The 12332-nt window shown below is 55.6% G+C and carries 13 protein-coding genes; 3 read left to right on the top strand and 10 right to left on the bottom strand.

All coding sequences use genetic code 11. The features are described from left to right. Window position 1: 1 nt before the first annotated feature. The 9 genes from VH187_RS19300 to VH187_RS19260 form a co-directional block, all read right to left on the bottom strand. Window positions 2-934: a PDR/VanB family oxidoreductase gene (locus tag VH187_RS19300; RefSeq protein ID WP_329703064.1), complete on the bottom strand. Its 933-nt coding sequence runs from the start codon at window positions 932-934 to the stop codon at window positions 2-4. Window positions 935-943: 9 nt separating this feature from the next. Next, window positions 944-1684, bottom strand: a complete 741-nt coding sequence (locus VH187_RS19295; RefSeq protein WP_329703063.1) for an SDR family NAD(P)-dependent oxidoreductase — start codon at window positions 1682-1684, stop codon at window positions 944-946. Between the two features lie 10 nt (window positions 1685-1694). Further along, window positions 1695-2174 carry an aromatic-ring-hydroxylating dioxygenase subunit beta gene (locus tag VH187_RS19290; RefSeq protein WP_329703150.1) on the bottom strand — a complete coding sequence of 160 codons (480 nt, stop codon included), beginning with the start codon at window positions 2172-2174 and terminating at the stop codon, window positions 1695-1697. After that, window positions 2174-3487 carry an aromatic ring-hydroxylating oxygenase subunit alpha gene (locus VH187_RS19285; protein ID WP_329703062.1) on the bottom strand — a complete coding sequence of 438 codons (1314 nt, stop codon included), beginning with the start codon at window positions 3485-3487 and terminating at the stop codon, window positions 2174-2176. Before VH187_RS19285 ends, VH187_RS19290 begins: the two co-directional genes overlap by 1 nt. A gap of 18 nt (window positions 3488-3505) precedes the next feature. Further along, window positions 3506-4018: a nuclear transport factor 2 family protein gene (locus tag VH187_RS19280; protein ID WP_329703061.1), complete on the bottom strand. Its 513-nt coding sequence runs from the start codon at window positions 4016-4018 to the stop codon at window positions 3506-3508. 11 nt (window positions 4019-4029) lie between these two features. Then, on the bottom strand, window positions 4030-4386 hold the full coding sequence (locus VH187_RS19275) for an IacB protein (protein ID WP_329703060.1): 357 nt from the start codon (window positions 4384-4386) through the stop codon (window positions 4030-4032). 14 nt (window positions 4387-4400) lie between these two features. Next, window positions 4401-5528, bottom strand: a complete 1128-nt coding sequence (locus tag VH187_RS19270; protein ID WP_329703059.1) for an acyl-CoA dehydrogenase family protein — start codon at window positions 5526-5528, stop codon at window positions 4401-4403. A gap of 105 nt (window positions 5529-5633) precedes the next feature. Then, window positions 5634-6758 (bottom strand): amidase, encoded by a 1125-nt coding sequence (locus tag VH187_RS19265; protein WP_329703058.1) that lies wholly within the window; start codon window positions 6756-6758, stop codon window positions 5634-5636. A gap of 332 nt (window positions 6759-7090) precedes the next feature. Further along, window positions 7091-7567 (bottom strand): MarR family winged helix-turn-helix transcriptional regulator, encoded by a 477-nt coding sequence (locus tag VH187_RS19260; protein ID WP_329703057.1) that lies wholly within the window; start codon window positions 7565-7567, stop codon window positions 7091-7093. A 387-nt stretch (window positions 7568-7954) separates the two neighbouring features. Here VH187_RS19260 and VH187_RS19255 point away from each other — a divergent pair, with 387 nt between their 5' ends. From VH187_RS19255 to VH187_RS19245, 3 genes are read left to right on the top strand one after another with little or no spacing between them, the layout of a single operon-like run. Then, window positions 7955-8452 carry an SH3 domain-containing protein gene (locus VH187_RS19255; RefSeq protein WP_329703056.1) on the top strand — a complete coding sequence of 166 codons (498 nt, stop codon included), beginning with the start codon at window positions 7955-7957 and terminating at the stop codon, window positions 8450-8452. Between the two features lie 57 nt (window positions 8453-8509). After that, a complete protein-coding gene (locus VH187_RS19250) occupies window positions 8510-9460 on the top strand; it encodes a hypothetical protein (protein WP_329703055.1) in 951 nt (316 codons plus the stop codon). Between the two features lie 31 nt (window positions 9461-9491). After that, window positions 9492-10865: a serine/threonine protein kinase gene (locus VH187_RS19245; RefSeq protein WP_329703054.1), complete on the top strand. Its 1374-nt coding sequence runs from the start codon at window positions 9492-9494 to the stop codon at window positions 10863-10865. Window positions 10866-10949: 84 nt separating this feature from the next. On the opposite strand, the gene VH187_RS19240 is transcribed toward VH187_RS19245, so the two are convergent. Then, window positions 10950-12323, bottom strand: a complete 1374-nt coding sequence (locus tag VH187_RS19240) for a purine-cytosine permease family protein (protein ID WP_329703149.1) — start codon at window positions 12321-12323, stop codon at window positions 10950-10952. Window positions 12324-12332: the final 9 nt, after the last annotated feature.

The raw sequence follows: 12332 nt of genomic DNA, 5'->3' as shown, positions 1-12332 counted from the left end.
CTTACAAATCGATAACCAGGCGGCCGCACTTTGCCCGTGAACAGCAGAGCAACATCTGGTCGCCATCGGCTTTTTCTTCATCGGTGAGATAGCTATCACGGTGATCTGGCTCACCTTCCAGCACGTCGGTTAGACAGCTACCGCAAATCCCCTGCTTGCAGGAAACCGTCACTTTCAGCCCGGCCTGGGCCAGCGCTTCCACTATGGTCTGGTCTTCCAGCACCTGAACGGTGATGCCGCTGGTTGCCGCAAACACCTCAAACGCGGCCCCGCCGGTTTGCACTTCGGCGCTGAAACATTCCTGATGGCATTGTTCCGGCAGATAACCGTGGTGTGTTGCCCGCTCGTTGACCGCGTCCATCAACCGCGTTGGGCCGCACACGTAAACATGCGTATTCGGCGGCACGTCGCTCAGCACCGCGTCGAGATTCAGACGCTGTTCATCGCTGAAATGCAGCCGTACCTGTTCAGCAAACAACGCGTTTTCCAGTTGAGGAATAAATGCCGCCTGTGAACGCGAACGGGCGCAGTAATGAAGCGTGAAAGAACGCCCAGCGGCGTGCAGTTCGGCGGCCATCGCCAGCATCGGCGTGATGCCAATCCCGCCGCCAATCAACAGACTGTGGTTCGCTTGTTCGTCGAGCGTAAACAGATTGCGCGGCTCACTGACATCAATCACATCGCCTTCGCGCAGCGTATGTGCCGCTAGCGAACCGCCCTGAGATTTGCTGTCTTTCAGAATGCCGAGCTGATAGTGATGTTTGTCCTGCGGGTCGCCGCATAGCGAATACGGGCGCACCAATTCCTCGGTGAGATGCAGATCGATATGCGCCCCGGCGCTGAATGGCGGCAGTTCGATGCCTTCGGCATGCGCCAGGGTCAGCAGGACCACATCGCCCTGTAACTCCCGCCGGATAACGTTGAGTGTCAGCATGGTCGCTCCTTAGCGCATAAACAGGCCGCCGTTGATGTCCCAGGTCGCCCCGGTGACAAACGACGCCTGCGGTGAAGCCAGCAACGCCACGGCTTGAGCGATAAAAGCCGCATCGCCCAGATTGCCAACCGGGATCATCTGCAACAGCCCCGCCATTTTTTCTTCCGGCACCAGCGCGTGCACCATTGGTGAGTCAATCGGGCCTGGCGCAATGGCGTTGACCGTCACGCCGGATTTGCTCAGCTCACGGGCAAAGATTTTAGTCAGAGTCAGAATCCCGCCTTTCGACGCCGCATAATGCGCCCCCGAAGCCGTGCCGCCGTTTTGTCCGGCCAACGACGCGAGATTGATAATGCGTCCGTAGCCCTGGCGTGCGAAATAGAGCCCCATCGTCTGGCAGCCAACGAACGTGCCGCGCAGATTGGTGGTGATCACCCGGTCGAATTCCTCAACGCTGATGTCCATCACTGGCGTTGCCAGCGTCAGTGCGGCGTTATTCACCAGCACTTCGAGGCTGCCAAATTTATCGAGCGTGGCGGCCAGTGCGCGGTCAAAATCCTGCGGCTGGCGAATATCCAGCCCAAGTGCCAGCACACTCCCCTCGCCGTTATCAAGACGATCGGCTGCCTGTTGCGCACGTTCCGCGTCAACGTCAGTCAGCACCACCTGGAAGCCCTGCTCAAGTAGGCTGGCGGCAATGACATTACCCACTCCGGCTGCCGCGCCGGTCACTAAAACGGTTTGCATCATGTCTCGCTCCTTAAAGGATGTAGCCGATGCTGTGCAGCACATCGTCGCTATTAACCAGGCGGATCACTTTTTGCGAGATCAACCAGCCATCGCCGTGGCGCTGCAATTGCCAGGTGATGTCCGCCGCATAGTGGCGACTGTGGCCTTTGCGGTGTTCCCATAGCGACTGCGCCCCGCGCACCACAATCTGCTCATCGTTCGCTTCCAGCACCCGAAAGCGCGACAGCGTGCGCAGCGTTCTGGCACGTGGCGTGGTCGAAATGGACTCGCCGCTGTACAAGCGTTTCACGCGTTTTTCACGCATGTGATGGTCGTCGCAGGCGTAGTTCAGCGTATTCTTGAAGTCGGTTTCCGTGGGGTCGATCGGCACCACGTATAGCCCGTCGCGCTGCCACAGTTCCAGCCAGGCGTTGAATTCGCCCTGATCGAGCAGGTCGCCTTCGAAATTGACCACCGCCATCGCGGTGAAGAGTGCAGAATCTGGCGTCATCATTGTTCGCCCTCCGTCATCAACTTTTTCCATTGCTGATACGCCGCGCGCATCCCGGTTTCGGCGCTGACGTCGCTGCGTAAGCCGTCATCGGAGCGGTATTCTCCCGCCAGCCCACGGTTGAGCATGATCCACAGTTCGTCCCCCGCCGTGGCTCCGCGTTGCACGCGTTCCCAGGCTTCTGAATCATCCGGCGTGCCGAAACCCATTGGCCCCTGGAAATGTTCATGCAGACGTAACCGCGCCTGGTTGGCGATTTCCGGCCCGCCGTCCATCGTGATCACCGCGTGGTGAATTTCGGTTTCGTTGACCGACACCGGCTGCAGGACGCGGAAGAACGCCATCGAACAGGCGATATTTGGGAAAATGTTGAGGTTGAAACCAGACCCGCCGACGGCGCGCACGATGCGTCGGACCTGCTGTTCCTCGTGATCGGCGCGCAGCACGTCGGCCAGTGCTTCAAAACGCTCCGGAATGGGCGCATCGAGATTGGCGTCTAAATCCACCAGTTCCGGGATCATCACCATCACGCTGTGACCGTTACCCAAATCTTCGACATAACCGCTGCCGTCAACAAAATTGAGCATCTCTTCGGTCTGTTTATCGACCGAACTCAGGAACGAACGGTGAACTACGGGGAAGTGGTAGCCATCGGTGGTATTTTCGAGTTGGATTTTCCAGTTGCCTGGGAAACGGAAACGGTGCGCCGGGCCGGTTTTGATCGGATAACCCGCGCCCTGTTTCATAAACAAGTCCATCCACTTTTTGGCGGAGCCGAGGAAATCTTCCAGCGGTTCAATCTGCTCGTTAAACGTGGCGAAAATCATCCCCGCGTATTGCTCAGTACGTAGCGATACCAAACCCAGCTCGCCTTTTTCCAGTTGGTCAGCGTAGCTTTCCGGGTGCGGCACGCCGCGCAGGCTGCCGTCCAGCGCATAGCCCCAGCCGTGATATGGGCACACAAAGCTGTTGGTTTTGCCACTACGGTGCTCGCAAACCGTGGCGGCGCGATGGCGGCAGCGGTTCAGCAACGTGTGAACGGTGCCTTTGCGCCCGCGCACCACGATCACCGGTTGCGTGCCAATTTCGGTAGTTTTAAAACTGCCGGTTTCCGGGATTTCGCTCTCATGCGCAACCCAAACCCAGGTTTTGCTGAAAATGCGATCCAGTTCGAGCTGGAACAATTCATCCGAGGTATACAACGAAGTGTGTACCCGGTCAGATTTCACTAACGCCGCAATCTCCGCGCTGGAGAGCGTCGGTTGCGTCGAGGTGTCGATATTCTTCACATTGATAATGTGGTCGCATTGCATGTCCATTCTCCCGTGGTCTTATTTTTTATCAGGGACAGGTAAAACATCTGCCGCATGCCAGTGATCCACCGGGCGGCTAAACAGATTGCGGGTGGTGAAGTGACGCATCACCATCGCCCCGGTTTCACGCACAAACATCACGTTGATTTCGGCGGCATTCAGATGCGCACCGCCCGCTGTAAAGGCTGAGGTTTGCAGCATCAGCCAGCGTCCGCGCAGCACGCCATCTGCGTCATGCCACAGCGCTTCGGAGCAGAGAAAGTGCGCGTTCATCGCAAAATGCGCGGGTTGTCGCACATAGCCCGCCATCATGCTGGCGATGGCGGCGCGTCCGAAATGACGGCCCAAACGTGTGGCGTAGGGTTCGCCGAGTCCTTCCCAGCAGGCACCTTCGCTGAATAGCTCGCCAATGGCCTGCACCGTCTCGAGGGTGTCGAGGCTGTCGCACAAGCGCATGTAATGGCTGATGCAGACGCGGGCGGCCTGATAGTCTTCGAGCTGCTGTAAACGCAGCGCATCCTGGGCGTTCATCGGCGACTCCATCAGTTCTGAATAATCAGTTCACGGCCCACGCGGGCCTCGATTTTGCAGTACTTCCACAGCTTGCTGCCGCCATCGCCCACAGGTGTGGTGCGGAACAAATTGCAGACGGCGGCAACGTTTTCCAAACGCTCGGCATCGGCTAACACGTAGGTCGTCCACGGCGCGGTGGTTGACGGGCCGACCATCAGTTGGTCGTCATCCATGTTGCCGATAACCGTTATCCCCGGCGTTTCGTCGATGCCTTTCATCATCACGCCGAATGCGCCCCACACCTGTTTGGCTTCCGTCGGGCTCGCGTCGAAAAAGTTCTGGTTCACGCCGATACAGAACAGCACACGTAAAGTTGACTGGCTCATTTGTTGCTCCTTAATCACAAATAACCGGGCAGCGGTTTGCCGCCGAAAAAGACCGTACCGGCATTCAGGTACGAAAGGTCGCCCATAAAGGCATGTTGGGTGATGACCAGCGTGTCACGCACATAACGTTGCAGCGGGCTGGTCATCGTTACGCCGCTCATACCGTTCAGCGCCAGCGCCTGACGCGCCACCTCCGCGGCCACGCGGGTAACGTGAGTGGATGAAAGACGTAACGCGTTTATCTGTTCACTGCTGGCGTCATCGCCTGCCAGCAGACGCTGCCAGACATCGTCGATAGCGTCATAAAACCAGGCGCGGGCGGAACGTAAATCCGCTTCGCTGCGGGCAATTTGCATCTGCGCCTGCGGTCTGTCGGCCAGACGCGGCGCACCGGTCACCGACTGTTGACGATGGGCAATGGTGTAGATTTCGTTGAGTGCGGCGCGGGCGACGCCAAGTGCCACGACGGATAACACTTGGGTGGCGAGTGAAAGCACCGGATAGCGATACAGCGGGCCTTCCAGATTCAGCGCTCCGCCGCGAACAAAGGTCCATTCGTGCGGCACAAACGCATCATTGACCACTAAATCGTGACTGCCGGTTCCGGCTAGGCCGACAGTGTCCCATACCTGATCAATCTGCACGCTTTCACGCGGTAATACCGCCATGCGCGGCAACGCCTGATCGGTATCCGGCAGAATGCCAACGCCTAATACCGATGCGCCCATACTGCCGCTGGCAAAACTCCAGCGCCCGCTAACGCGGTAACCGCCGTCGGCCTGTTGTGCTTTTTGCGTCGGAAAGATACCGCCTGCAAACACCACATCTGGCCCGTCGCGATAGAGTTCTTTCAGGGTGCCCGGCGGCAGTGCGCCGAGGTAAAACGGGCTCATGCCGAAACTCGCCACCCAGCCCGCAGAACCGTCAGCGGTAGAGATCTGTTCAATCAGTTCGCAGAACTGCGCCGGGGAACATTCATCGCCACCGTACCGTTTTGGCACCAGTGCACGGTAGACGCCTACCTGCTTGAAACGGGTAATCACATCGTCAGAAATATGACGCTGATGCTCAAAATCGGCGCTGCGAGTGGCAACGTCACTCAACAGCGGAACCAGCTCCTCACGGACATGTACGGCTGACATAGCTTCCTCCGAATTTCTTATTGGTGGCGGCTTCAGGACGAACGAGGCCGCAATGAGTCGTACTCACTGAATCATCAGGAAAAAAGAACAGCTAAAAAGAAGTGTTTAGTGACGTCGTCGCTGCGTCAGCCATTCTGCGGCCTGGACAAGCAAACCATCGTGGCCTTTGGCGGCTATCAACTGGAGCGAAACCGGGCGACCGTCAATCTCGCCGACCGGGAGCGTTAGCGCAGGATGACCGCTGAGATTGAACGGGCGTACCAGCCGCGTGAGATTCACTACGCTGAGCGGATCGCGCGCCTCGTCTAACGTCGGCGGCAGTTCCGGCAAGGTTGCCAGTGCCAGCAGCGGCGTCTGCGTCAGTAAAGCATCCACCTGCGCGGTAAACCGCGCGCGAATACGTTCGGCATCTTGCAGAGCCTGAGTGCTGACGTCTGCCCCAGCGCGAATGCGGGTCGCCACATCGGTCGAGACCTTACCGCTCGCCAGCAGAGGACTTAGCGCCAGCCAGTTTTCATGGCTGATGATCGCAAGCCCCGCTCGGTGTGCGTCATCTAACGTCGGAAGATTTGTTGGCTGCGGCGATATGTCACGCTCTGCCAGGAAAGAGAGAATAAGCGAGTCGATTTCAGGCGTGGCGGCGGAGATAAAACTCATTGTCGGAAGCGTGGCGAGCGGCGCGTCAACAGTCACCGATAACCGCGTCGTCACCTGACGCAAAACCTGCGCATCACGACTAAACACGCCGACGCAGTCCAGCGAGCTGTCGGCAGGCATCACGCCTTTACGGCTCAATACGCCGTAGCCGGGTTTCAACCCAATGATGCCGCAACAGGCCGCAGGCATCCGCACCGAACCGCCGGTATCGGTGCCAATCGAAAAGTCGGCTTCGCCGGAAGCCACCACTGCCGCCGAACCGCTCGATGAACCACCGGGGATCAGCGCTGGGTAGCGTGGGTTCAGCGGAGTGCCACTCCACGGGTTAATTCCCGTTACGCCGAAAGCCAGTTCGTGGAGCGTGGTTTTGCCAGTCAGCACACAATGCTTGTTCAGCAAGGTGGCAACAACGCTGGCGTGCTGCTCTGCCACAGGCGCATTTTCAAGCGCCGGACAGCCAGCCTGAGTGCGATATCCGGCGACATCGAGCGTGTCTTTGACCGCAAAATGTAAGTCGCCCTCGCCGAGGACAAATTGCTCAGTAAAACCTTTGCTCACAGAAACTGGCTTCATGATTCACACCTTGACCAGAAAAAATGACTCAGATTCAGGCAGGCCGTCAATGCGGCGCTTTGTCCTGACTAACGTTAGGTCAACTATGGAAGAATTAGATGAATATTCAAGTAATATTTCACGTTAAATTTACCATCAAATAACAATCTATTAACCTTTTAAGTGAAAAGGTCATTGATTCAGCATGATGAAAAATAACGGGAAATCGTGGGTAGGCGTGGTCAGGTCGTCACGAGGGATCATGACGACACATCGAAAAAACGTATTGAATTACAGAGGATTATAAGAAATCGCTACGGAGGTCACAATTTCACCATTCAGCGATGTGTACGTCAGAGATCGTTGAGATTATCGAGCACTTTTGCCAGCGACAGGTTCATTTTTGCCATCTGATTCGCCGTCATTCCCTTGAAGCCTTTATCGAAAACTTTGCTCGCCTGGGCAGAAGCTTCTTCGACTTTTTGCCGCCCAAGTTCGGTCAGCATGACTTCAGTCACGCGGGCGTCATTTTCACTGTTGGCGGTCGTCACCAGCCCATCTTCCCGCAGGCGTCCAACAATTTTGGTCACCGTCGGCATTTTTGCCATCGCGTATTCAGAGATCTGCGAAATGCTGGCCTTGCCGTACTGGTGCGTGACCATCAGCACCCGAAAGCCGGAGACATCGAGCTGTGCTTTTTTCAGTTCGATTTCCATGATTTGCGTGTAGCGCGCGTAGACGTTCACTATCCAGTAAAACGGGAACGCTTCGCGATGAAAACCGGCGTCATCATTAGCAATCTGTTCAGCGTTTTTTATCCTGTTACTCATGCGTTTCCTTAGCAAAATAAAGCGCCAGATAACACGATTATACCTGCGAATCTGTAACGGCTATAGCGCCATTGCATCCACCGGGCCTTATTTGCCCACTCGCTTTTCATCAAATCACGACAGATCAGACCGCCTTTTCACTCCTTTGCTTATAAATCAACCCGATGCAGCATAAATATCCGTGTTATCAGCATTGTATTGTTAATCAGGCTATGTAAAATCATCCTATTCGTGCTAAACACTTGTTAAATATTTAGTTGAATCCCGGGTCAGGATGTTGTTCGCTCGGTGACTGGCTCCCTGTGCGTGGTCCACGCCATCAGCCATTCCTGCGTTGTCACGCCACCATGACCATTGGGCATCACCCGATTTGCAGGGAACGTCATAATGAAATTGCGAAATTTATTGCCTGTGTTGGTCGTCACCGTGCTGGTTGGCTGTAAAGCCCCTGCGCCTAAAATGACCGACGACACGCTGGTCACCAGCCAGATTAATGGTGTCACGCTTACTCACCGTTATATTGTTGCCGCTCCAACCGAATTTACGCCTGTTAACGCCAGCTACCGCGCGCTGTATGCCGGTTCAGTGATGAATACGCCTGATTTTGGCGGCAAAGTCTTGAGCGAGCTGGAAAACGGCAAAACCTACACCGTACTCGGCAGCGTCGACCACGACTGGCTGGCGATTGCGCAAGAAGATAAACCGGAACTGATTGGCTATGTGCCGCCGCGCGCACTGGTCAAAAGCGAGTTGTATACGCAAACGCTGAAAAAAGATCGCCCACGCGCCCGCAAAGGCAGCAGTAAAAAAGCCACCTGTGTGAACGTCGACAGTAACAGCAAAGCTTGTCAGAACGCGAACAGCGGAACCTGGATTATTAATTAATCTTTAGCCGGCTCCCCGCTTCTGTTTACCCGTTTTTGAGATGCATAAAGGAAATCTATGAAACTCTGGCTTTCAGGTGTGGCGTTGCTGCTGGCATCTTCGACCGTATGGGCCGAGAACTACCGTTTTGTGCAGTCGCCTTCGCAGAAACTGGATATCTGGATCGATAACATCAAAAGCAATTCGCCGCAGAACTGGTGTGCAAAAGAGCTTCCGCTGCGCATTGTCGCCAACGGTGACCAGGACCCGTCGATACTGACCGGTTTTATGCCACGTCTTGGCACACTGCTGGAAAGTCAGTGTTCAACGCTGCAACGGGTTCACTGGCGAATGGAAGATCCGCAAGGTGTAACGCTTGCGTTCGGCACCGCTGACAGAGATAACGACTGGGATGTGAAAGTAACTCCGGTGGACGCTGGAGAATCAACGCCGCAGCCACAAACTGCAAACCAATCATCACCTGCCGACCGCACGCCGTGGCAGGAATTCACCTTGCAGGATGGCTGCCATTTACGCACGTTTTGGGCGGCGAATGCAGGCGCATCCGCGCTGTTTATTCCTGAAGGTAAGTGTGAAAAAGGCGGATGGTTGAGCGGTCGCAGCGACGTCATTCAAAGCGGCAGCGCGGGTGAAAAACACCTGCAAATGACCTTTGTGCATGGTTTCCCGGTCAGCGGCCTGCGCGACGGCGTCGATGCAGACGACTTGCTCATCACCACGCTTAACAACGAGCGGATGGTGGTCAGCAATGAAAGGGCCCCACAAAGCTGGATGATCTTACCGTACAAACCTGAGCTCAATGCATGGGCAGCCAGCGGCACCATTGCCGTGAAAGTGCCACGTGAAATGGCGATGGATGAAGCCAGTTTGCAAACGCAACTGAATCAGGTGCGTAAAGCCTGGGCCGGCTGGCTGGAGCCGAAATCCCCTATTACCTTACTGTTGGTGGATTCGCTGCAAACGCAGTTACGCGATCCGGCGGTGGGTGCATGGCGCACGCAGAATTGATCTTGTCACTTCTTGAGCAGAGATCCGTAGCATGACAGATAACGATTACACACAGCGACCGCCCGACGCTCTGCCGCCAGGTTATCGTTTTGATGAGTTTGAAATCCAGGATGTCATTGACGCCAGTAATGACAACATCGTCTATCGCGCGCTCGATCATCAGCTTGAGCGTCAGGTTGCCATCCGTGAATTTTTGCCGCGTACCCTGATGGTTCGCAGCGAGACTCAGCGCCTTTTGCCGCGTAGCAAACAAGATCAGTCGGCTTTTAGCGCTGGCTTGGACGGCTTTATTCATGAGGCTCGTCAGCTTGCGCACCTGAATCACCCGAACGTGGTGCAAATCCTGCGTTTCTGGACCTATAACGAAACGGCTTATGCCGCGACGCCGGTATACAGCGGCATGACGCTGGCTGAAATTGTCCAGCACCATCCGGAACGTATTAACGAAGAGTGGCTGCGTCGGATGTTACCGATGCTCTGCGGTGCGTTGGCTGCACTGCACGACAAAGGGTTTATCCATTGTCGTCTGTCACTTAATAGTATCCAGATTCAGGATAACGGTTTGCCATTGCTGCTCGAATTTGGTGCGCTGCGTCAGGGTGCAGGCGAGAACGGCGAAATCAACAAAACGCTGTTGCATCCAGGCTTCACGCCGCTGGAACAATATTCTGATGACGTTGATAACCCGCCCGGCCCATGGACCGATATCTACTCGCTGGGCGCGATTCTCTATACGCTGATAACCGGTGCTCGGCCACCTGCCAGCGTCACGCGCACGATTCAGGACAACTGCGTGCCTCTGGCAGAAAGCAAACCGGAAGGCTATTCGCAGGCATTGTTACTGGCCATCGACAGCACGCTGGCGTTGAGGCCAGAAGACAGGCCGCAAAGTATTGCCGAATTTACCGCGCTCGCCGGGATCCCCTTAAACGAGGTCAGCCCCTTACCGTCTGTCAGCCAGACGGGCTCGATGCTGGTTCCCATTGACCCACAGCCAGAAAATGACACAGCTTCTGTTTCATGGTGGAAAAAACAACGCACGCCGTTGCAAGTCGCCGCAGGCGTGGTGGTGGGGCTGATTGCCGGAGCATTGCTGTTTGGTCGGGAAAATTCGACGGATGCCCCTCTCACCGCATCAGTGAAAAGTGCCGTTCCACCAGAAAGCGCAGCTAAACCCGTCAGCACCAGCGCCGCCCTCGCCCGGGTTTATATTCGGGTCAACGAAGGTGACGAACTGGAAGTGAACGGTAAGGCACAGAAAACGCCGACAGCAGTGAATGGCTATTCATCAATACAGTTTTCACCGGGGGAGTACGCGATTACGCTTCGCAATGGAGAGCAGACACGCACCGCCAATATCAAGGTTGATAAACCCGGCACATGGTTGTTGAACCCTCAGCCGTAACGGCTTGCCCGGCATCGCTCACGCTTGCCGGGCTTACCACTGCAACCCCATCCTCAAGCGTAGCGCCGCCGGGCACTGTTCTGGTTACGGATATACCGTTTGCTTCGGCAACACACGGCGATCCAATCTGTGCAGGCCGATATACAACAGCGCCGTGCCAAACCAGCCGATTATCCACGACACGTCATTGCCCGCAAAAATCCACGTCAGTGATCCATGGAACAACGGGTTTTCGATAAACGGTAATTGGATCAGCACCCCAATGACGTATACGCCGATACCAAAAACGTTCCAGAAACCGTAACGCCCTTGCGGGTCAAACAGCGCCGGAATATCCACCTGTTGGTGGGAAATCAGGTAATAATCGCTCAGGCTGATAGCACTCCACGGCACGAAGAACGCCAGCAAGAACAACAGAAAATGCGTGAAGTGTTTTAAGAACGCCGGTTCGCTCAACAGCGCTATGACGCAGGAAATCGCTACCATCAACACCACGAAAATGACGCGCGTTTTTTGGCTTAACGTCACCTGCTGACGGAAGCCGGAAACAATGGTGGTTAACGACATAAAGCTGCCGTAGGCGTTAAGCGTGGTGAAGGTGATTTTGCCAAAGCAGATAGCGAAATAAATCACCATCGCCATCACTTCACTTTTACCTAATCCCACTATGTAGCTCACTTCATGGCCCGGAAATGCGTTTCCGGCAATGGCAGCGGCGATGACACCAAGTGTCATTGATGCCTGAGTACCTAGCACCGTGCCGCTAAATACCGCGAAGAACGTTTTTTTACCGGAAACATTACGCGGCAAATAGCGCGAGTAGTCAGAAACGTATGGGCAAAATGCGATTTGCCACGACGACGACAGCGACACCGCCAGCAAGAAATTCGGCAAAGTGAAATGGTTATTCTGCACGATGGTGGCAAAATCCGTCGCCAGCAGCAGCGACACAAACAGCCACGCAAAGGCCAGCACGCCGACAATACTCGCCACTTTGCCGAGTTTATGAATAACTTTATAGCCCAGCACCGCGATAACAATGATTATCGCACTGAAGATAATCATGCCTGCTTCGTTACTGACCGACAGCAGTTTCGCCATCGCCTGCCCCGCCAGCACCGTACCGCTGGCGGAAAAGCCCACATACATCACACACACCAACGCCAGCGGGATAACTGCACCAAACACGCCGAATTGCGCACGGCTGATGATCATTTGCGGCAGGCCGAGGCGTGGCCCTTGCAATGCGTGCAGCGACATCACCGCTGCACCCAGCACTTGCCCTACCAGCAATCCAATCAGCGACCATACAACATCGCCGCCCAACACCACGGCCAACGCGCCCGTGACAATTGCCGTTATTTGTAAATTGCCGCCAAACCAGAGCGTGAATTGGCTGAAAATATGTCCATGCCGCTCGTTATCCGGGATGTAATCAATGGAACGCGTTTCACTGATCCGCGCTTT

Source organism: Scandinavium sp. (genome assembly GCF_036271055.1).
Classification (GTDB): domain Bacteria; phylum Pseudomonadota; class Gammaproteobacteria; order Enterobacterales; family Enterobacteriaceae; genus Scandinavium.
Note: the sequence above shows the minus strand (reverse complement) of the source record. Positions and strands in the feature narration are given on the sequence as shown.

Excerpts from the sequence above, each read along its gene's own strand:
- VH187_RS19300 (WP_329703064.1), bottom strand. The coding sequence starts at position 934 with ATGCTGACACTCAACGTTATCCGGCGGGAGTTACAGGGCGATGTGGTC.
- VH187_RS19295 (WP_329703063.1), bottom strand. The coding sequence starts at position 1,684 with ATGATGCAAACCGTTTTAGTGACCGGCGCGGCAGCCGGAGTGGGTAAT.
- VH187_RS19290 (WP_329703150.1), bottom strand. The coding sequence starts at position 2,174 with ATGACGCCAGATTCTGCACTCTTCACCGCGATGGCGGTGGTCAATTTC.
- VH187_RS19265 (WP_329703058.1), bottom strand. The coding sequence starts at position 6,758 with ATGAAGCCAGTTTCTGTGAGCAAAGGTTTTACTGAGCAATTTGTCCTC.
- VH187_RS19280 (WP_329703061.1), bottom strand. The coding sequence starts at position 4,018 with ATGAACGCCCAGGATGCGCTGCGTTTACAGCAGCTCGAAGACTATCAG.
- VH187_RS19260 (WP_329703057.1), bottom strand. The coding sequence starts at position 7,567 with ATGAGTAACAGGATAAAAAACGCTGAACAGATTGCTAATGATGACGCC.
- VH187_RS19250 (WP_329703055.1), top strand. The coding sequence starts at position 8,510 with ATGAAACTCTGGCTTTCAGGTGTGGCGTTGCTGCTGGCATCTTCGACC.
- VH187_RS19255 (WP_329703056.1), top strand. The coding sequence starts at position 7,955 with ATGAAATTGCGAAATTTATTGCCTGTGTTGGTCGTCACCGTGCTGGTT.
- VH187_RS19285 (WP_329703062.1), bottom strand. The coding sequence starts at position 3,487 with ATGCAATGCGACCACATTATCAATGTGAAGAATATCGACACCTCGACG.
- VH187_RS19245 (WP_329703054.1), top strand. The coding sequence starts at position 9,492 with ATGACAGATAACGATTACACACAGCGACCGCCCGACGCTCTGCCGCCA.
- VH187_RS19275 (WP_329703060.1), bottom strand. The coding sequence starts at position 4,386 with ATGAGCCAGTCAACTTTACGTGTGCTGTTCTGTATCGGCGTGAACCAG.
- VH187_RS19270 (WP_329703059.1), bottom strand. The coding sequence starts at position 5,528 with ATGTCAGCCGTACATGTCCGTGAGGAGCTGGTTCCGCTGTTGAGTGAC.